This window comes from Gimesia aquarii, assembly GCF_007748195.1.
Classification (GTDB): Bacteria; Planctomycetota; Planctomycetia; order Planctomycetales; family Planctomycetaceae; genus Gimesia; species Gimesia aquarii.
Genome location: NZ_CP037920.1, coordinates 5,169,778 through 5,191,043, shown reverse-complemented (window position 1 = coordinate 5,191,043; position 21,266 = coordinate 5,169,778). Strand labels below are relative to the sequence as shown.

The following is a 21,266-nucleotide window of genomic DNA, read 5'->3' as shown; positions in this document are numbered from 1 at the left end:
TGATAGAAAGGAATTTTGCGATGACTGAATCTCTTACCGCGGCAGTCGTTGGCACCGGATTTATTGGCCCTGTACATGTCGAGGGGTTGCGAAGAGCTGGTATACTCGTTGCTGGAATCGCTGGTTCGACTGCAGATAAATCTCAAACGGCCGCCAAAACTCTGGGGCTGGAGCGTGGTTACACTTCGTTCAACAATGTACTGACTGATGACAGTGTGGATGTCGTGCATCTGGCAACACCAAACCGTTTTCATTTTGAACAGGCATCCGCGGTGCTCCGCGCAGGCAAACATGTGATGTGTGAGAAGCCATTGGCAATGAATTCAAAAGAGTCGGCAGAACTTGTGACCCTGGCTGCAGAGTGCGGGCTCGTCGCCGGGGTTGCTTACAACATTCGATTTTATCCGTTATGTCAGGAAGCCGCGTCTCGTGTCGCCCGCTCTGAGTTTGGTGACCCAATTCACATGAATGGATCCTATATACAAGACTGGTTGCTCCACGACACCGATTTTAACTGGCGTGTCATTGCCGATGAGGGAGGAGAACTTCGGGCGGTCGCGGATATTGGAACTCACTGGTTAGACTTGATTCAGTTTATTACCGGACAAGAAGTCGTTTCTGTGTGTGCCGATCTGCAGACCGTTCATACTAAACGACAGCGTCCTCTTGGAGCCAGCGAAACATTTTCAAATGAAGTCACAGACTCAGCAAAAACTGCGTCTGTTGCAGTCACAACAGACGATGCCGGGTGTGTGCTCTTAAAATTTGAAAACGGTGCACGAGGCTCACTGCATGTCTCTCAAGCAACAGCGGGGCGAAAAAATTGTCTACGGTTTGAAATTGCCGGTAGTCAGCAATCCCTTTCCTGGAATAGCGAAGCGCCGAATGCACTCTGGGTCGGTCATCGTGATCGTCCGAACGAACTGTTGACACGGGATCCTTCGCTGCTGAGTCCATCAGCGGCATCGACTTGCAGTTATCCCGGAGGTCACAATGAAGGGTTTCCAGACACCTTCAAGCAATTGTTTCGTGCGTTCTATGGATATATTGCTTCCGGAGACTTCACGGCTTCGCCTCCGTTTCCTACTTTTGAGGATGGACACCGAGAAATTTTGCTGTGTGAAGCGATTCTCAAAAGTCATCGGAAGCAATGTTGGGTTGAAGTAGGAGAGAGCCAAAAATGATGAAGCTTGGTTTTGTAAGTGCGATTTTACCAGAAGCGTCGCTTGAGCAGGTCTTTTCGACCGCATCAAGTCTGGGGTATGACTGTGTTGAGTTAATGTGCTGGCCTGTGGGCAAAGCGGAACGACGTTATGCAGGTGTGACTCATATTGATGTGACACAGTCTGATGAATCCGACTTGAAGGCGATACGTGAATTGTCAGCAAAATACGCGGTCGATGTCAGTGGACTGGGTTACTACCCCAATCCTTTGTCAGCAGACACGGCGGAAGCAAATCAGGCGGTCGAACATCTGGAACGGATCATCGCATTCGCCGCTCAGTTGGGAATTCGACAGGTGAATACATTTGTCGGTCGTGATCATCGCGCATCGGTCGATGAAAATTGGCAACGGTTTCTCGAATGCTGGACGCCGTTAATCAAAGTCGCAGAACAGCATGACGTAAAAGTCGGAATTGAGAATTGTCCGATGTTTTTTACAAATGATGAATGGCCGGGCGGTAAAAATCTCGCGATCAGTCCCGCGATTTGGCGGAGGATGTTTGATGCGATTCCCAGTTCTCACTTTGGATTAAATTACGATCCTTCGCACTTGGTCTGGATGCAAATGGACTGTGTTACACCGCTCAAAGAATTTGCTGATCGTATTTTTCACGTTCATGCCAAGGATGTTCGCGTTGATCGAGATCGCTTAAATGAGGTAGGGATTCTGGCGAACCCGCTCGAGTATCATTCTCCCAAACTACCGGGGCTGGGCGATGTGGACTGGGGGCACTTTTTTGCAGTGCTGGGTGATACCGGATATCAGGGGCCAGTCTGTGTGGAGGTGGAAGACCGTGTTTATGAAGGCTCTCTTGCAGCGCGCGAACTCGCTTTACAGCAATGCTGCACTTTTCTGCGTAATTATATTCCGCATGGAGAGTCGAATACATGAGAGAAGCCATTGCTGGTGTCGATCTTGGTGGAACTTCAATCAAAGTCGCTCTTGCAAATTGCGCCGGTGATCTGCTCTGTCACGCGAGCATTCCGACCGAAGGGCACCTTGGTGCAACGAATGTTCTTAGTCGGATTGCCGAGTTATTGTCTCAACTTTCGCAAAAGAATGCTGTCTCCCTCAAAGTGCTCGGAATGGGTGTGCCGGGATTGGTGGATGTAGAACAAGGTATCACGAAGTTTCTGCCGAATTTGCCCTCTCAATGGCGTGAGGTGCCTGTTGCCAGACAACTGGGAGATCTGCTTTCGTGTCAAGTACGCGTTGTCAATGATGCCCGCGCGGCTACATTGGGTGAGTTGCGTTTCGGTCATGGAAGATCTTGTCCTGATGCGACTCTGGCTTTTATGACACTGGGAACGGGAGTCGGAGGTGGCGTTGCCATTGAGGGACAATTGCGACTCGGACCACTCGGTGCAGCCGGCGAATTAGGTCACCAGACAATCTTACCCGAGGGGCCGCGTTGTGGATGTGGCAATCGTGGTTGTTTAGAAACTCTGGCAAGTGGACCGGCGATTGCGAGTGCGGGAATCCGGTTAATGAATTCGGGACAGGCACCGAACCTTCATCAATTGGTGGAAGGCGAAGCGAGTCGGGTGACAGTAGTAGAGATGGCACAAGTGGCACAGCAGGACCCATTAATCCATGCGGCACTCATTGATGCTTCCACCTATATCGGGATCGCCGCAGCAAATGTCGTCACAATTCTGCATCCTGATATGGTTGTACTCGGCGGTGGTGTGGCAGAGATGGGGCCGCTTTTAATTGAGAGGGTGCAGTCTGTCATCCAGGAACGCGTTGGAATGTTTCCGACGGATCATGTTCAAGTCTTGAAATCGGAACTGGGAGTCAAGGCTGGCGTTATCGGTGCGATTGCTACAGCAAAAGACGCGCTCTAATTTTTACTGAGAGTGACAAAGCGATGTTTTTGATATGCGTTCAAAAAGTGAAAACAGAATTTGAAACATAAATGACAAAATTATAGAGGGAGAGAAAAAATGAACTATTCCTACGAAGATATGGCCAAGATGATAGACCACTCACTGCTGAATCCGACATTGAATACTGATGACTTACAAACCGGCATTCAGTTAGCTCTGGCTTATGATGTTGCCAGTGTGTGCATTCTGCCTTATTACATGAAAGAGTGTGCCAATTTACTTTCTGGCAGCACTGTCAAGGCGTCTACAACCATTGGATTTCCGCATGGCGGACATACAACGGCGATTAAGCGTGCAGAAGCAGAGCAGGCAATTACGGATGGCTGCGAAGAGTTGGATATGGTCGTTAATATTTCAAAGGTATTGAGTGGTGACTGGGACTACGTAAAACAGGATATTGCTGCAGTGATTGAAGTGGCACATGCCGCCGGTCAGAAAGTAAAAGTGATTTTCGAAAACTGTTACCTCGATGATACTCAGAAAATACGGCTGTGTGAGATTTGCACTGAATTAAACGCCGATTGGGTCAAAACCTCGACGGGGTACGGATCGGGGGGAGCCACTCACGAAGATCTTAAATTAATGAGAAAACATGCTGGTCCCAATGTGCAAGTGAAAGCAGCGGGAGGTGTTCGCGATCTGGATTCACTGTTGGCAGTGCGTGAACTGGGTGTTACCCGATGTGGAGCCAGTCGCACAAGTGACATTCTGAACGAAGCCAGAACACGGCTGGGGCTACCTGTGATTGAAGTGACATCCACAGGCACGAGCTCTTATTAATCGTTGAGCTACTTGCGTATCACGCGACCGTGGAAATGCTCACTTAACGGCCTCGCCAAACATCAGATTAACAGAAGAGCGCTGACTCGATTGTGATACCAGGGCCAAACCCGATTGCGACACATGGTAAAGTCGCTTCGCTCTGTTGAAGTTGTTTGATCAGGAATAAAATAGTGGAAGAGGACATATTGCCGAATTGTTCCAGGATCTGGTACGAAGGACTGAGATTCTCGCGGGTCAGGTTCATCGCTTGTTGAAAACTTTGTAATATCCGTGGCCCCCCGGGATGCGCTGCCCAGCTTTTGATGTCTTCTGGTTGCAGCTGAAACTCACTTAGCCAGCGTTCCATCCAGGGACGCAGTTGCTTTTCGATCAAGGTGGGGAGCTCAGGAGAAAGCGTCATATCAAAACCGTGATTACCTACTCGCCAGGACATCATATTGCGGCTGCCTGCAATAATTTCTGTACCGCAGTCTCGCAGATGCCAGACATTGTCAGCTTTCTCGTTTTGACCTAACACTAAGGCGGCAGCGCCATCAGCAAACAGGGCATTCGCAACAACCTGTTCTGCTTCTGCTTGGTATTGATAATGCAGGCTACAGAGTTCGATTGAACAAAGTAGCACGCGGGCTAAAGGATCTTGTTTCGTAAATGCTTCTGCCACCCGCAGTCCATTAATGGCGGCGTGGCAACCCATGAAACCGATATGTGTACGTGGTGTATCAGCTTTCAATGGTAATGTAGTAACCAGATCAATATCAAAACCGGGAGCCACCATACCAGTACAGGAAACAGTGACGAGATGTGTGATCTCGTCTGATTGAACTCCCGCTTGTTCTAAAGCTTGTCGTGCCGCACTCAGGGCCAATTCGCTTGCATATTCTTCAAAGAAACGCATTCGCTCGGCAGTTCCCGGCCCGTTATCTTCTGGTGATGTTAACGGGCGATAAAGCTTTTGGCGGTCTCGCAGGTCACCTTCTGACGAACTAAGCGTGACGCTAAAACGCCGCTTCACTTTTGTTTTTTTATACAAGATTGGCAGCAATCTTTTGAGTTGTTGGTCTTTGCCAACGTAATCTGCGGCAATCTGCCCACTGTCGGACTGCGAAAAATATGATTCGGGAACGGCGGTTCCTATTCCTAAAATAGTCGTCATTACATTTGCTTTTCCTGTAACTATGGTTGATTCAAGTGATGGATTACCGGAGTCGCAATCCACGGACAATATTTGAGAACATGAATCAATCCTCTCGCGAGTCGTGGTCGTTTCAAGACAAAGGCGCACCGTCGGCACCACCTCTGTCTATTTTGGATATGGTGTTGGTGATATTGAATCCAATTCTCAACCACGGACTGATTCCCGTCTTTGATCCCGTCAAGGACTATCGGCACACAGGCGATAGCACTTGAAAGTCCCCAGCCCATTCCTTCACCGGTGAATGGTTCGACATAGCCGGATGCATCTCCCAAAACGAGTACACGACCATCGGCTACGGGACTGGTTTTGCGTGTCAGCCTGGCAGTTCCTTGCCAATTCAGCCGTTCCACATCAACGGGCAATGTACAACCCGCTTCCTGCAATATCTGATGGATGATCGTTCCAAGCGGTCGTCCTTCTTTGAGGAAACTGGGGAGAATCGCTGCAGCCAGGTTTAATGTCTCTTCTTCAACGAGCACGGCTCCTACATAACCGGCACGACCTACGGCCATAAAAATGGTTCCTGCTTCGAGTGTTCCTGGCTTCAGTGGAACGACAGCCCCAGCGCCGATGCAGGAATGCTCATCAACTGAGTTGGAGAATTCAGGGGTTCGATTTAAAAGTCGAGGATTCAAACCTTCACAGACCAGCACGATTTTGCCACGAATCGTTATCGGTTTGGTATGCCGTGTGAGAACCACCTCTTGATACTCACTGGTACTAGAACCCAGGCGAGCTTCTGCTTCTGGAAGAAAGTTCGACCCAGCAGAGATTGCTGAGCGAATCAGAAGGGCATCAAGTTGTGTGCGGCTTAAGGAAAGACTGTTGGATAGCGGGAGCGTAACTGAATGCCCATTGATTCGGAGTTGAAATTCCGTTAAGGGGACAGCGCCCGCAGCGTAAACCTCTTCCAGTAACTCCGTCTGTTCCAAAATAGAGACGGCTCGCGCGTTGAGGCAGCAACCGCAGACTTTCCAGCGGGGAAATGATTGACGGTCTACGAGCAGAACATCCGCGCCTGCCAAAGTTAATTGTCGTGCAGCCAGAGAACCAGTCGGACCGGCACCGATGATGACAACGTCCCATGATTTTTGGGCCGCATCCTGTGACTCGAGCGTCGCCGAAATCCGGTTTTCTAGGGAGACCGTTGCCATGTGAATACAAATCGTTCGGGCCAATGGCGGTTGATCTGACAGTGTGCCAGACCCGCTTGTTCAGCCAGTTGTTGAATTTCAGCGAGAGTGAACGCCCCCGCTACTGAAAGTGGACCATCAACGTGTACTATCGGCGAACGTGATATCAACTGAGTTCCTGCCAGACAGAGTAGGTATCCCCACCGACTACGGAGGAGATCTTGAGTCACTATTAAATGTCTGGCAGTCTCTGCCATGCGTTGCAATAATTTTACGACATCACTTTCTTGCAGATGATGTAAAAAAAGCGAACTGACGATGATATCCTGATTCGCAGGTAACGCTTCACTAAGTACGTCCATTTGTAGAAAATTCGAGTCCAGTCTTTCTCGATCCGCGCGCTGTCGGGCTGCTTCCAGAGCCACCGGGCTCAGATCACAGCCGGTGATTTTGAGTTCGATTCCTTTTGAACGTGCTTTCGTCTTCAGCCAGATCAGAAGATCCCCGCTTCCACATCCCAGATCCAGAACGGAAATCGAGGTTATTCGATTTTGCCGACAGTATTTCTCAATCGGTTGCCATAAAAGTCGATGTGTGCGCGACACCCGGTTGACTCGTGACAAACCTTCCAATGCCCGTTGGTGCAACGCTTCATCCAATTGTGGATCGTCCATTAATTCCTGTTGCCGATTTCTTGTCTTCAAATTCGGCCAGAGGGAAATTTTTGTTGAAGCAGTCAGTAGAGCAGTCTTCTCGGACATATCTATCTCAATCAGGATTTCGCTGTGTTCGAATGCACCACATTAGAACCGAATTTCTTTTCAGATAATGTATTCGACTTCACAATGAGAAGAACCAATTCTAAAAGTAAAGATTCTTAAGTTTGTTCATTTGATGCCCTGACGAGTTGTTATAGGCAAATCATAATAATTGAGAAGTCTTTTGATGGTCTACGATTAGAAATTCCTTGATAATGATATGACTATTGGTACAATAAATCAGTAGCACTTTATGCTTAAACTAACAAAATCGATGGTTTCTTTTATAAGAGAGCATCGATTTTTTTAGAGTCAGAACGATCTCACCTTTTTTCCCACCTTAGTTATTGACCATTGGACGATTGCTATGTTGCGCTCCTGCTTGCTTTCGAGCTTGGGATTCATCCTGCTGCTGAATCCCGCCTTCTCTTCAGAGTCAACAAAAAACACGCAACCCACTAAAGCAGGTTTGCAGTTCTTTGAATCGAAAATCAGGCCGGTGCTCGTAAATGAATGTTATGAATGCCATTCAGTCGAAGCCAGGAAAAATGAAAAACTCGAAGGCGAGTTACTGCTGGATTCAAAAGCAGCGATGCTTAAGGGAGGTGATACGGGACCCAGTATTATACCTGGAGACTCAAAAAACAGTTTGTTGATGGCGGCGATTCGACACGAGTCATTTGAGATGCCGCCCAAGAACAAATTGTCGAAGCAGGTGATTTCTGATTTTGAGAAGTGGATTCAAATGGGAGCCCCTGATCCACGGAGTGGTAAGGCGCTGGAAATACAAAAAAAAGAAATTGATATTGCCAAAGCACGCGAATTCTGGTCTTTCAAACCACTCAGCCAGGCTACGCCTCCGATTACAAAAAATAAAACGTGGGGCAAGACATCCGTTGATCAGTTTATCTTGTCAAAACTAGAAGCGAAGGGGATTACGCCCAATGAACGGGCAAATCGACAAACTTTAATTCGACGGGTTTATTTTGACCTTTGGGGACTGCCTCCCGAGCCAAACGAAGTGGAACAGTTTGTCAATGATCAATCTCCTGATGCCTACGAAAAACTCATCGATCATTTGTTAGCCGGTCAACATTATGGCGAGCGTTGGGCCCGTCATTGGCTTGATGTTTCTCGATTCGCAGAAAGTAATGGGTATGCGTTTGATAAAGATCGTCCTGCCGCTTATCACTTTCGCGATTTCGTGATTAAAGCTCTCAACGAAGATATGCCCTATGATCAATTTATCAAGCTGCAAATTGCCGGTGATCAGTTAGGTCCTACAGATTATATGTCACAAGCCGCCACCGGTTTTTTAGCCGCTGGCCCTTTTACCTCACAGCAAACACAAAAAGAACGCGAACGTAGTCGATACGAGCAGTTAGATGATGTAATTCACACCATCGGTACTGCAACGTTGGGGCTGACACTCGGTTGTGCTCGCTGTCACGATCATAAGTTCGATCCTGTTTCCAGCCGCGATTATTATCGGATGATTGCGGCATTTGCCGAAACAGGGTTTCAAGACTACCAACACGATCGGAATCCGGAAAAATATAAAAAGGAAAAAGTAGCCTTTGATATCACCCATAAACCATTTATCGATGCGCGGCTCAAATATGAGAAAGAAACCCTGCCTTCAAAATTAGCAATCTGGCTGGAAAAAAGACCGACCGAATCCATTCAGCCTAAGCTCAGCGAGTGGCATACCATTGGTCCCTTTACAGCAGCGAATTTTGAGAATGCTTTCAATCGAAGAAATGATCCTGAGAAAAAAGTGGATCTGAAGAAAACCTACTCCAAAGGGAAATTAAAGTGGACACCTCAGCCAACCTGGACTGATGGTAAAGTTCATAACACTCTAAAAGGAAATAATTCTGCCAATTATCTGTTTCGGACGATAGAAGTCCCTCAGGCAACTCCGCTCGATATTTCGCTCGGTCGAGATGATGCGATTAAGGTCTGGTTGAATGGGAAGTCGGTGTTATCCAAAAAAGTAATGGGGGGCGCCGCCGCTGATCAGGATAAAGTCAAACTCGCACTGAAGGCTGGCAAAAACGAACTCCTGGTAAAAATTGTGAATGCCGCTGGTCCCTCCGGATTTTATTTTAAGGCGAAAGATACAACGCCTCCCAAAAAGATCCAAACGATTATTGCTTTGTCAGAAGCTGACCGTAATGAAAAGCAAAAACAGGAACTGCTGAAATGGTATGCTCCCCATGATGCGGGCTGGATCGAGCTCAATGATGCAGAGCAGGAAAATATGAAAAAGCATCCCAAGCGTGACCTGATGCCTGTGTTTGCCGCGCGAAAGGGAGGAGCCACATATAATTTTGGAGCCGATACCCGCAAGGTCTATCATCTTGTACGAGGAAACTCCAATCGTAAAAATGGATTGGCAAAGCCTGGTTTTCTGCGAGTTTTGATGACAGCTGACGCACAAGAAAAACAGTGGATGCAGGAACAATCTGAAAAAGCGAAGCCACGTCATCCAAGAGTTGCTTTTGCGGATTGGTTGACAGATACCAAACATGGTGCAGGGCATCTTTTGGCGCGAGTCATGGTGAATCGATTATGGCATCATCATTTTGGACGAGGAATTGTGGGGACACCTAGTGATTTTGGGACACAAGGTTTTCGCCCTACGAATCCTGAGCTACTTGATTATCTGGCTTCGCAGCTTATTAAAGAAAATTGGAATCTTAAGCCCATACATAAACTGTTGATGATGAGTTCCGTTTATCAGCAGTCAGGTCTTTCAATTGCAAGTGGCCTCAAGCATGATCCCGAAAACCAGTTATGGTGGAGGCGTCCTGCAATTCGAATGGATGCGGAAATCATTAGAGATAACCTCTTAGCCGTCGGTGGAACACTTGACAAAAAAATGTTCGGACCCGGGTCATTGAATCAGGAAGACAAACGACGAAGTGTTTACTTGAGAGTGAAACGAGATAAACTGATTCCAATATTGCAACTATTTGATGCACCTGATGCAATTCAGAGTATCGGGAAACGGAATGTTACTACGGTGCCTCCTCAGGCATTGGCGATGATGAATTCGCCATTCATCCGTAAATTATCTGAAAATCTGGCAAGTCGAGTTCGTGCTGATGGTAAGAAAAGCCTGGAGCAAACAGTCAATGACGTTTATGCCATCAGTCTCTCAAGGCAACCGACTTTGGAAGAACAGCAACAGATGTTGCAGTTTATCCATTATCAGACAGAATCTTATGGCAAGAATCCCAAGGCAGGCGAGTTGGCAGTTACTGATTTTTGCCAGTTGATTATTTGTACTAATGAGTTTGTATTCGTTGATTAATTGAGAATCATCTAACACAAATCGAATATCAGAAAGCAGACGCTATGAGTGAGCAACCTTCAGGACATACAGGTAGGGCTTTTGACTTTGAAGCTCGTAGATCGTTTCTTAAAAACGCAGGCTTGGGCTTTGGAAGTCTGGCACTGACGGGACTGTTGAAAGAGCAAGGTGTTCTTAATACTGCCGATGCTGCTAATACGGCGGTCTTGCAGGCAAAACGACCTCATTTTGCACCAAAAGCGAAATCCATTATCTGGTTGTTTATGCCGGGCAGTCCTTCTCAGGTCGATACCTTTGACTACAAACCGATGTTACAGAAAAGGCACGGAGAAAAATTGGAGGGAGCAGATCCGAAAACAGGTTTCTTTACCACCAGTGGCAAGCTATTGAAATCACCTTTCAAGTTTAAACAGCATGGTGAGTCGGGTGCATGGGTTTCTGAAATCTTTCCCAATATTGCCAATCATGTCGACGATATGTCATTTCTTTATTCGTGTTTTTCCCGGTCTAACAACCACACCCCGGCGATGTTAGAGATGAATTCGGGTGCATTTCTGCAAGGAAGACCCTGTATGGGGTCTTGGGTGACTTATGGGCTGGGAACAGAGAATTCAAACCTTCCCGGTTTTGTGGTCATGCATGGCGCGATGCCCCGGGGAGGGAATCCGATTTGGGCGCCTGGATTTTTACCAAAGAAGTATCAGCCAACGTCGATTGATGGCAGGAGTACTGTGCCCATTTCAAATTTGTCTCGTCTTAAAACAATGACCGACAAACAACAACGAAAGCAACTGGATTTATTGAGGCAGATGAATGCAAAGCATCAGGAATTAAGGCCGCACGAAGCAGACCTGGCAGCACGTTTGGAATCCTTTGAGCTTGCCTATCGAATGCAGACCGCAGCACCTGAAGCATTGAGTGTGCAAGATGAATCGCAGACGATTCAAAAAATGTATGGAGTTGATCAAAAGGAAACCGAGCTTGTTGCGAAACAGTGTATCACTGCGCGGCGGATGGTTGAGCGGGGAGTTCGATTTATTCAGATCTATGCCGGTACCAATGGCGGTGGAGGTGGTGTTGCTGATGTGCCGTGGGACGGGCATAGTGATATTAATGCCAATCATCGTATCGCTGCGAAATCGGTTGATCAGCCGATCGGTGCGCTTCTGGCAGACTTGAAAGCGCGTGGACTTTTAGATTCAACGCTTGTGGTTTGGGGAGGCGAATTCGGAAGGACCTCGGACTCTCAAGGCAGTAACGGTCGAGATCATAATCCGAATGCATTCACAATGTGGATGGCAGGCGGCGGCATTAAAGGTGGTGTCCAATATGGTGCCAGTGATGATTATGGTTACAAGGCTGTTCAAAATCGTGTGGGTGTGAATGATCTGCATGCGACGTTGTTGCATCTCATGGGCATCAATCATATGAAATTGACCTATCGGTTCAATGGCCGCGATTATCGCCTCACCGACCTGGGGGGAGAGCTCATCAAAGAAATAATGGCTTGATTCTCAGTCTGGTGATTCACCGAAATTCGTTAACGTTCGCATGAGAGCAATTGAGGCCACCGCTTCTTCACTAACAACTCGGTCGGCGCCTGCTTGTTTGAGTTTTTCAACATTGGTTTGATAACGACAGCGCACAATGAGTTTCCCGGTTCGATTTAATCTGCGGATTGCACGTACAATTCGTATTGCCGTCTCATCGTCGGGGACACAGACGGCTGTTAATACGGAATCACTGACTCCAGCAAGCTCTAACGTGCTGCTTTGTGTCGCGTCCCCTGCCACTGTGCGAAATCCTTCCTGGGCGAAAGGGTGCAGATTGATCGAGCTAAAGTCGATCAGGCAGACATCGTTTCCCTTGATCTCAAGTTGCGAAGCAAGCTGACGTCCGATTGGTCCAGCTCCAATGATAGTTGCCCGTGTACTTTCAGATGATACTGTATCGAGTATATGTTCGTTTTCATTTTCCGCGTCTTCTGAGTGTACGAATCGCAAGCCAAATCTCATCAAAGGTGGTGTCACAATCAGAGAGCCAACAGCAATCGCAACCACATTTTGATAGTCGACGTTCGTTAATACTCCCGATTCTAAACCAAGCAGCACCAGGACAAATGCAAATTCACCGACATGCGCTAAACTAATCCCCATTCCGAATGCCTGGCGAATTGGCAGACCGGTTAGCTTTAGTGCGATTGTCCCTGCAACTGTTTTGATGATGATGACACCGACTAAGACCAGGAGCATCTCCACCGGTTTTTCCAGGATCAGACGTGGATCAAAAATGAGTCCCAGGCCGACAAAGAATATGGCAGCAAAAGTCTCCCGGAAGGGTAATACGAGAGCGTCAATTTGTTTGGTCCAACGGTTACCGTTGAATATTAAGCCGGCAGCAAATGCACCTACGGCTGGAGGGAGTCCGACTGAGTAGGCCGCAAGGGTCACTGCGCCTAGTGACACGACAGTAAACAGAATTACTAGTTCGGGGCTACGATATCTGGCAAACATCGGAATCACCCATTTCGAGAGCAGGTATCTCAGTACTGCAACTGCGACAACAAATAATATTGACGTCAAGGCCAGCATGATATAATCAGTCAGTCTCGCTGCTTGCCCCGTTCCAGTTAACAGAGGGACAAGAAGTAAGAGCGGAATCAATGCTGCATCCTGGAACAAAAGGATGCCGATGGCGCGCCGACCATGTGATTGTTCAGAATGTCCCCGTTCGGAAAGGGCTTTGAATACGAGCACAGTTGAACTAAACGTGACTGCTGCTGCGATCAGTACTGCTGATTGCCAACTGATACTTAACCAAAGCAATACGGCGGCGACTGGAATCGCGACCAGAGTCATTTGAACCGCACCACCAATGATCAACTTGAATCCGAGCCGTTTTAAGTCATCGAGGTGAAATTCGAGGCCGATCGAAAATAATAGTAGAAAAACGCCTGCTTCTGCGAAGTGCTCTAACTGATGGTTTTTATCCAGTACCCAGCCAAGCACACCTTGTCCCAGGAGCGCACCTGCAATCAGGTAACCAATTAATACAGATGCTCGCAACCATCGACATACTAAACTTGCAATGAGTCCTGCCGCCAAAATAGTAAGCAGGTCGTATATTAGCGATTGCGTCATGCGTTTCCGATACTGTCTGAAAAATAGATTGTAGAATCATGGTTCTCACAGACCTATTATCCATTCGTTTGCATTTTTTCTGCAATACTATTAATGGAAATTGGCCGCCTCTAGTAGTAATGAATTGCCTGCACCAAGTGTAATGTTAAACCGATTTCATTTGGTACTGGCGTATTCTATTACCGATAAGGCGACCAGGTAAAGGGAGTGTTCTGTTTCATTTACTTTAGGTTGTTTCATGAACCTCTTTTTTGGTTCGATCAAACTGCTGAGATCGTTCCACTGCGCGAGCGACGGCACGACTGGCTCGTTCGGCAATTCCTGAAACGCAAGTAGCGACATCCGAAGCTTTTTCATTAATCACTATGTCGCCTGCACGGTAAAGAGAGATGCAAATGCGACATGCTTTATCAACACCACCTCGTGGTCCATTTTCGTCTACAATCACAAGATCAATATTTTTAATCGATGATTCGAATCTTGACAACGCAAAATCTAACCGTCGCTCACACAATTCTCTTAGATCACTATTCAAAATTTTATTCCGATCTGTGATGGATATATGCATGGTGAATCCTCTTACTTTAGTAACGAAGTTGATGGGGTAGTTTTCTCAATATCACTACCACTATTATGGTTTTGCTTACCTTTATGTTGGTTTTATTAGAGACAAAATTTTATGAGAACGAGTATGGAATTAGTTCAGATCGATCTCTTCCCAGTTACCATCTTCTGTGTACTGGAACCTGGTTTCATGATCCAATGCTATCAGATGAAGCCAGCCACCACCGAGTAGATTGGCAATCATTTGATGCTTCTTGATCGCTTTTTCAATACTTTCCCTCGGAGCAGCAATCACAACCTGTAACCGCATGGGTAAATGCTGGTAATCTTCACCTGAATGCAGTGATTGCCACGGTAATCCTGTCATCAGGTCGCCGCTATTGCCAGAAAGTATTCCGAAGCCTCCCACCACGTTATGCAACGTTTTGTTTCCGCTACCGAAGTGATGGTTATCTACAGTGGAAGCGTAATATTGCATGTTAATCCAATGAGCAACGATCATTGGTGCTGTCATGATGTTTTCCAGGACTTCACCTTCAGGGTCAGTCTGGTGGTTGTAACTATGTAAGAAGGAACGACCATCCAGATCAATTTCTTTGGTCAGGGAGCGTGGGGCAACGATAAATGCGGCATTACCTGCCAATCCCCACTCAGGTCGTACTTCGGACCAATCGCCGGCTCTTCGCAAAAGATCCGCCAGTGATTGACTCCCAATCGATGGCATTCGTTCAACCTGAGTTTGCTCAGTCGCACTTTGAGAGTAATTCTGCAATTCCTGCAGGTCTGCTTGATGTGATTCGGGAACCATTTCCAGGTCAAAAAGCTCAATTTTGTCGGTCGTCGTATTATGCAAGCCACCTAGAAAGTAAGTGTCATCGGGGATATGAATGTTTCGATCAGCTAAAGCCTGTCGAATTTCAAGATGATTGAGAAGCATTGCTGCCAATCTTGCATTGGGCTCACCAGAGTGTCCACCGCAGGCACCACAATCCAGACCAGCTTTCAAAGGATTATTTTCTGTCTGGCTGGCATGTCCACAGAACGCCACAAGTCTTGCAAAATTTTCAGTCAATCCCAGATTTTTCAACATGGATTCAGCAAGCTCAATTTGATCTGATGTCGAGATACCTTGTTGATTGAGACTTTCCAAAGTAGGCTTTAGATGCTCATGGTTTGCTTTGCCAATTCCATCGTATCCTGCATTCATTTTTGAATCGGTAACGTTGACAGTTCGACCTAAAAGTTTGAACCCATAAAACAGGCCCGTCGTTTCTACAAAAGAGAAGCAACCCACAGCTGAAGTTTGCAGACTTTTCCATAATTTTCGAAACGATCTGATCAAACTACGATCCTGGAGTGTCTTTGATAGCGAGGATTCATCTTTTGTGTGCAATTCTTCATGTAATTGGAACTGTGGTTTTAAGAGTACCGGTACATGGCTATCTCCAGATTGCTCTCCGAGTCGTACGAATTCGATTGGTAAACCAAAGAAACCTGCAAATCCGAAAGTCTCAACTCGATTCGAAAGAGACTCTATTTGCCGACGAATTCGTTCCGATCGGACGTCGATACAGAAGACCATTTGTGCTAATTTACGTTTCGAATCATTTGTGCCTGAATCGACGGATTCTGATCCATTTTGTTGTTTTTCATTTTTTCGTGACTTTGTAGGAACAGAATTTAACAGTCGATTTCGATATCCAATTTCGCTGGCTCGTAAAAGTGTATATCGCAGAAATTCGTCGTCTCCAGCGTGGTGTGGAAACTTGAATGAAACAGGTTCGCCACTCGCATAGGAGGCCCAGTTCACATTGAATGAGAAAGATTTTGCCAATGCAGCATCATAGGCAAGACGCATTGCCAGTAAGCCAGCCAGGTCATTCCCAAATTCTGCACTCTGTTCGCTTTGTTCTGATTGATATTTGGTCCACGCACTCCAGCCAGGAATCGTGAATGCCTGGCAAAGCAGGAACGTTTCCCAAAGCTCTGGTAGAACATTCAGGCTCTGCAATGAGTAAATAATAGAGGCTTCAGCAGTCTGTGGTAGCTTTGAGACATAGCTTCGGAATCCCTTGAGGCCGAGTACCTCAACATTTCGATCATGTAAAGCCGCTGACCGCCAGGATTCATATAATGAAAGATGACTCCAGGGACTCGACCAAACTGCTTGTCCTTCATCATAATGCATGGAACAGTATTTCGAGACTTCATCACAAATCGTTGGGGTCCAGTTCGCACTTAATGTCTGATCATAAAACTCGGATAGAGTACGAATTCGACGATCATTGTTGGGAACATTGGCAGCTTCACTCGATTCATGAGCAAGGCCACCGATTTGCTTGAGCATTTCTTCGATTTCAGTCACGGAATTGAGGTGACCATTACCAATTCCATCGACTTTTAATTCTACCAGAGCGGCTTCGATATGATTCCTGTTAAACTGACCTTGCTGAAATTCATTCGCATAATGTTCCAATGGCATGAGAGTTTCGCAGTCTGAAAAGACCCGCAAAAAATTTCGTGCGTTTAAGAAAGAACGTTCTGAAATTCCATTGTAAGGATTGACGGCCACATAATCATTAAGTGGCCAGACAGGAGCGATCACTTCATTGACTTGCTTGAGAACTTCAGCAACTTGTTCAATGATATGAGGTTGTTCTACTGCTTGTTTTTCTAAAGTGCCCGAGGAGGGTAAAGGCAGCAAAGTGGATTCTGCTTGTGAGATCATCTTGATAATCCTTATTTGATTTCAGCGAGTTTGAGTTGTGATTGGCTATGCAAACCAGAAGGAGAGATTATTCTTTGGCGAGCGTTCCAAATTTATGACGCAACCAGGACTCGATATAAAATCCGTTTGATGCGTGGACATAGAAGATGTTGAGCCATCTGAAATTCGTGGGACTGACCACAATTTTAGTCAGCATAAACATGCCGCCGAATCCAAACAGTACGACTGATGCGATGAGCCAGGTGATCGCGGATGTCTGAACTGTCGGCAGACTGGGAGCAACGATTTTGTCGACTGAGAGAAAACTGACGCAATAAGCAAAACAGAGTAACACCCCAGTTACGGAAGCCCGGATGAAGAGTTGGCGACTGGCAGATTGCAGTGACTGTCCGATCCAGCTGATTAAAGCCAGACACAGTACAAATCCGAGCAAAATCCCGCCTGGTTTTGTTGTGGGGTTGATGCCAAAGAGAGACGATATCAAAAGGAACATGCACACAACAGCGACGCTCAGCGTACCCAGTTTTGACCAGGATACCTGTTTTATTTCACGTTTTTCTCCAATGATTCTAATCGCCTGATTTTGTTCCAGTACACTACCGCTACTCAAGAAGGCATGAGCTTTGTAAAGTGAATGGGCAAGAATGTGTAACATCGCTGCAGAAAATGCTCCCAAACCACATTGCAGCATCATGAACCCCATTTGAGCTATCGTCGAATAAGCCAGCGATTTTTTCACGCTGGTTTGTGTTAACATAATGAGTGCTGCGAAACATGCAGTAAAGGCACCGACAATCGCTAATGCAGTTAAAGCTGTAGGGGTCAGTGATACAAGCGGGCTGGTTCGAATAATGAGATAGCCTCCTGCATTCACGATTCCCGCATGCATTAAAGCCGAAACGGGAGTCGGTGTTTCCATGGTCTGAGGTAACCAGGTATGGAAAGGGAACTGGGCGGATTTGGCAATGGCACCAAAAACCAAAAACCACCCAGCCCAAATCACTCGTGGTGAGATTTGATCTGCTTGTGAGCTGATTGCTGCGAAGATTTCAGAAAAATTCAGTGTTTGAAATTCTATGTAAATCAGAATGAGTGCTGCTGCTAATGCTGCATCACCAATCCGACTGACTGTGAATTTGGTCCAGGCAGCACGTTGCGCGGCCGGTCGATTTTTATAAAACACAAGCAAGTGATGCAAACCCAGACTGGCCATAATCCAGGCAAGCACAAACAAGAGTAAATTTCCTGAGATGGCCATGAAGGAAACGGCGCCGACTGTAAAGCCTGTCCAACGGAAATAAGTTCCTTGAGCCGCTTCACCATCGAGATAACGAACAGAGAATCGGCAAATGACCCACCCAATGAAGCTCACTAGAGCAAACATAAATCCTGAAATACCATCATAAAAAATGAGATGTGTTCCAGACGAGTGAATGACACTATTGAATGGTTGTGTGTTTGTGTTCAGTGCCATGTGCGCTACATAAAAAGCCATAATGACAAACGCCATCACAAATTGGATTCCGGCAATCCCTGTAATCAGTTGGCGAACCTGACGTGCCTTAGCATTGGCCCAGTCGGCGGGAATCAATACAGATAATAGCATTAGAAATGCAGGTAAAGCCAAAATGGCACTCAAATCACTCATCATTGGTGTACTCCTTTTAGTTATTTATGATTCGTGAAATATAAAGCATGAAAAATTTGTCGTCAATTATGTTTCGTGTATATTTTTGGAATTCTTGAGAAAAAATTCGATTCAAGCCAAAATTGAGGACAAAATAATGCTGTAGCCAAAAGATTTATGTTTCACGAATCGATATTCATGTATAATTCGCCTGAAATCACTCGATTTATTGTGAGGCTGACGAATAAATTAAGAACGTGTTAAGAATTGCCGCAAAGTGATGCCACCAAAAGAGGATATGATGGGTAAGTCATCGAAGACGAAAAAACAAAGTGACCATAAAAAAAATTCAGGTTCCAAAGAGACAGATTCGAAAGTAAATCAACAGACTGATACACCGGCCAAACCTGCCGAAGCATCTGGGAATCGATGGACATTTCTCACGAATCATGCACACGTTCTTATTTTGTTGCATCGAGAACCGGAGATCGTGTTACGACAAGTTGCTGCCCAGGTTGGCATCACAGAACGAGCTGTTCAAAGGATTATTCAAGATCTGGAAGAAGAGGGATTTATTCACCGCGAGAAGGTGGGGCGTCAAAATCGGTATGAAGTTCTAACCGATCAACCACTAAGGCATTCCATCGAAAAACATAAAAAAATCGGAGAGTTACTCGAGCTGGTCTCTGAATGAACTCACTGGTATTTCTTCACTATTAAAGCTCTTATTCGATCCGCTCCAGCATTGAGCGACTCTGATCAGACAGTGTTGACACGTAGATAGAGTCTACATATCTTCAATGTATGGACTGGCTCAATTATCATCACCTGTATTACTTCTGGCTAGTGGCGCGTGAGGGTAGTATCGCGCGTGCTGCCAAACTGTTACATTTGGCCCATCCGACCATCAGCAAACAGCTCCAACAGCTGGAATCTTCTTTTAGCGAGAAGCTTTTTGACCGTGCCGGTCGAAATTTGGTGCTAACAGAATTTGGGCACACGGTTTTTCGATATGCCGAAGAGATCTTTTCTGTGGGCCGTGAATTGCAAGATGCGGTACGCAAGAAGTCAGGCAGTCGACCTGCTCGGTTCGAAGTCGGGATTGTCGAAGTTTTAGCAAAACTTGTAGCTCACCGGTTGTTGGAACCGGCATTCCAATTGGAAGAGGACGTTCATATCGTCTGTCGTCAGGGTAAGCATGATGAATTACTGGCTGAACTGGCGGTACATCGTCTGGATCTCATGTTTTCCGACGCGCCTGTCAGTCCAACAGCAAGTGTGAAAGCATTCAATCATTTGCTGGGAGAGTCTGGGTTGTCATTTTTCGCGACGTCGCAACTTGCTTCAAAGTTTTGTGGGAATTTTCCCAACTCTCTGAATGCGGCGCCACTCTTATTACCAGAGGACAAAACTGCGGTACGCCGTAATCTGGAACAGTGGTTTTATACAGAAGGTCTTCGACCGCGAATTGTGGGTGAGTTTGAAGATACTGCTCTGATGAAAGTCTTCGGTCAGGACGGGGTTGGCATTTTTCCTGCGCCTACGATGATTGAAAAAGAGATTTGTCATCAGCACAAAGTACGTGTTGTCGGTCGTACTGATGCAGTCTGCGAACGCTATTATGCAATTTCTGTTGAACGTCGTATAAAACACCCGGCAGTACTTGCCATTTGTGAAGACTACAGTTCGCTCTAAGTTTCGTATGATCAATTCGTATCAGAAGTAAGCATTCTCGAATCTACCGGGAGAAAGGCTAAATGTAATCGTCGAATAACCGGTAGCTGAGCAGACAACCGACACTGCCAAGCTGGACTAACTCATCACTCTGGTTAACAACTTCGATTGTGCTATCGAATTCTTCTGCCAGGCTGACCATTTTCTCTTTAATATCAACCTTGCGAAACGTCCGTGACCCACATTCAGGGCATGACTCGGGTTGTACGGAATCAAGATCGAGATTAAAGCATTGATTGCATAACCAAACCATCCCTGGCTGATAATCTTTATGCAAAACCAGAACATCCACTTGCCCAAGGCATAACGCGCGATAGCTGGGGCCGGTTCCTGCGACTGCCAATCCACCTGTGCGGAGTTGACTCAGCAAATCCCTGACTTTGGCTCTCGATTCCTGTTCTTCCGCTTCGACAAAAGCGGCAAGTGTACTCTCCACAACATCTTTCAGCGGTGTTGAACCGGATGCAGTCACGCTATCAATTACACGTTCCATTAAGTGTTTTGGCAGTTCATTTTTTATTTGAGACACGACATTCGTATTTCCTGCAAGAATTAAGTGCGAATAATCACCTGCCACCATCAACTTATCAAGTAATGCAATCGATTCTTTGAGAAACTTGCGTTTGCGTTCCTTCAAATATCTTTGAAAATGTGCTTTGGTCCATTCGCGTCCTACTCGCTTACGCAACTCTGGTCTCTCGTTCCACATTTGTGCTGTGATACTTCCCAGATTCACTTGCAGTATGCGGACACTTTCTTCGGTGGCAATCATCACGATGTAGCGATGATAGGTATCTTTCAGTTCGATTAAGTGGTAAATATTAGGAACATTGTCAACAGCGATCCAATTTGGGAGTGGGACCCGGAATTGCATTGGTAGGAAAAAAGGTTCCTTACCGGCTCGACAGAAAATGGCAATCCCTTGTGCATCCGGTAATAATTCCGTATCGAGATATCGCTGGATTTGAGCGAGAGCCGTATCAAAGTCTTCTCGTTCAGAACCACTCAATCTGTGTTGTAGGGTTCGTATTCGTTCAACAAAAATATTTCTGTCTTTAAGGCGCCTATTGACCAGCGACTGATAGCAACTGATGACAGGAGCCTCTGTAGCAGTGAGCGATATTAAATTATGAATATGTTGATTTAAGTTCTTGAGTTCCATGACATAAGC

16 protein-coding genes are annotated in these 21,266 nt (G+C 46.3%); 8 read left to right on the top strand and 8 right to left on the bottom strand.

Features of this window, described 5'->3' with window-relative positions:
* Positions 1-20 precede the first annotated feature (20 nt).
* The 4 genes from V144x_RS19945 (at position 21) to deoC (ending at position 3,894) form a co-directional block, all read left to right on the top strand.
* Positions 21-1,184 (top strand): Gfo/Idh/MocA family protein, encoded by a 1,164-nt coding sequence (locus V144x_RS19945; protein WP_144987446.1) that lies wholly within the window; start codon positions 21-23, stop codon positions 1,182-1,184.
* On the top strand, positions 1,184-2,116 hold the full coding sequence (locus V144x_RS19940) for a sugar phosphate isomerase/epimerase family protein (RefSeq protein ID WP_144991025.1): 933 nt from the start codon (positions 1,184-1,186) through the stop codon (positions 2,114-2,116). Before V144x_RS19945 ends, V144x_RS19940 begins: the two co-directional genes overlap by 1 nt.
* The gene (locus V144x_RS19935) at positions 2,113-3,072 is read left to right on the top strand and encodes an ROK family protein (RefSeq protein WP_144987444.1); all 960 of its coding nucleotides are present in this window, start codon (positions 2,113-2,115) and stop codon (positions 3,070-3,072) included. Before V144x_RS19940 ends, V144x_RS19935 begins: the two co-directional genes overlap by 4 nt.
* A gap of 99 nt (positions 3,073-3,171) precedes the next feature.
* The gene (gene deoC / locus V144x_RS19930; RefSeq protein WP_144987442.1) at positions 3,172-3,894 is read left to right on the top strand and encodes a deoxyribose-phosphate aldolase; all 723 of its coding nucleotides are present in this window, start codon (positions 3,172-3,174) and stop codon (positions 3,892-3,894) included.
* 67 nt (positions 3,895-3,961) lie between these two features.
* Here the strand turns inward: deoC and V144x_RS19925 are convergent, their stop codons facing one another.
* The 3 genes from V144x_RS19925 to V144x_RS19915 are packed head-to-tail and all read right to left on the bottom strand — an operon-like array spanning position 3,962 to position 6,986.
* Complete coding sequence (locus tag V144x_RS19925; protein WP_144987440.1) at positions 3,962-5,050, bottom strand: type III polyketide synthase; 1,089 nt, start codon at positions 5,048-5,050, stop codon at positions 3,962-3,964.
* Positions 5,051-5,070: 20 nt separating this feature from the next.
* On the bottom strand, positions 5,071-6,246 hold the full coding sequence (locus tag V144x_RS19920) for an NAD(P)/FAD-dependent oxidoreductase (protein ID WP_144987438.1): 1,176 nt from the start codon (positions 6,244-6,246) through the stop codon (positions 5,071-5,073).
* Entirely contained in the window at positions 6,228-6,986 is a 759-nt protein-coding gene (locus V144x_RS19915; RefSeq protein ID WP_144987435.1) for a methyltransferase domain-containing protein, read from the bottom strand. Before V144x_RS19915 ends, V144x_RS19920 begins: the two co-directional genes overlap by 19 nt.
* Positions 6,987-7,350: 364 nt before the next feature.
* Here V144x_RS19915 and V144x_RS19910 point away from each other — a divergent pair, with 364 nt between their 5' ends.
* Both V144x_RS19910 and V144x_RS19905 read left to right on the top strand, forming a co-directional pair.
* Complete coding sequence (locus V144x_RS19910) at positions 7,351-10,302, top strand: PSD1 and planctomycete cytochrome C domain-containing protein (protein ID WP_144987433.1); 2,952 nt, start codon at positions 7,351-7,353, stop codon at positions 10,300-10,302.
* A gap of 44 nt (positions 10,303-10,346) precedes the next feature.
* Positions 10,347-11,813 (top strand): DUF1501 domain-containing protein, encoded by a 1,467-nt coding sequence (locus V144x_RS19905; protein WP_144987431.1) that lies wholly within the window; start codon positions 10,347-10,349, stop codon positions 11,811-11,813.
* 3 nt (positions 11,814-11,816) lie between these two features.
* On the opposite strand, the gene V144x_RS19900 is transcribed toward V144x_RS19905, so the two are convergent.
* From V144x_RS19900 to V144x_RS19885, 4 genes are all read right to left on the bottom strand, one after another.
* Entirely contained in the window at positions 11,817-13,442 is a 1,626-nt protein-coding gene (locus V144x_RS19900) for a cation:proton antiporter (RefSeq protein ID WP_144987429.1), read from the bottom strand.
* A gap of 226 nt (positions 13,443-13,668) precedes the next feature.
* The gene (locus tag V144x_RS19895; protein WP_144987427.1) at positions 13,669-14,010 is read right to left on the bottom strand and encodes an HPF/RaiA family ribosome-associated protein; all 342 of its coding nucleotides are present in this window, start codon (positions 14,008-14,010) and stop codon (positions 13,669-13,671) included.
* 129 nt (positions 14,011-14,139) lie between these two features.
* Positions 14,140-16,734, bottom strand: coding sequence for a DUF2309 domain-containing protein (locus V144x_RS19890; protein WP_144987425.1), 2,595 nt, complete (start codon positions 16,732-16,734; stop codon positions 14,140-14,142).
* 67 nt (positions 16,735-16,801) lie between these two features.
* On the bottom strand, positions 16,802-18,385 hold the full coding sequence (locus V144x_RS19885; RefSeq protein WP_144987423.1) for a proton-conducting transporter transmembrane domain-containing protein: 1,584 nt from the start codon (positions 18,383-18,385) through the stop codon (positions 16,802-16,804).
* A gap of 256 nt (positions 18,386-18,641) precedes the next feature.
* On the opposite strand from V144x_RS19885, the gene V144x_RS19880 reads away from it, so the two are divergent.
* Both V144x_RS19880 and nhaR read left to right on the top strand, forming a co-directional pair.
* Positions 18,642-19,055 (top strand): helix-turn-helix transcriptional regulator, encoded by a 414-nt coding sequence (locus tag V144x_RS19880; RefSeq protein WP_144991023.1) that lies wholly within the window; start codon positions 18,642-18,644, stop codon positions 19,053-19,055.
* A gap of 110 nt (positions 19,056-19,165) precedes the next feature.
* A complete protein-coding gene (gene nhaR / locus V144x_RS19875) occupies positions 19,166-20,056 on the top strand; it encodes a transcriptional activator NhaR (RefSeq protein WP_144987421.1) in 891 nt (296 codons plus the stop codon).
* A gap of 58 nt (positions 20,057-20,114) precedes the next feature.
* On the opposite strand, the gene V144x_RS19870 is transcribed toward nhaR, so the two are convergent.
* Positions 20,115-21,257, bottom strand: coding sequence for a baeRF10 domain-containing protein (locus V144x_RS19870; RefSeq protein ID WP_144987419.1), 1,143 nt, complete (start codon positions 21,255-21,257; stop codon positions 20,115-20,117).
* Positions 21,258-21,266 lie beyond the last annotated feature (9 nt).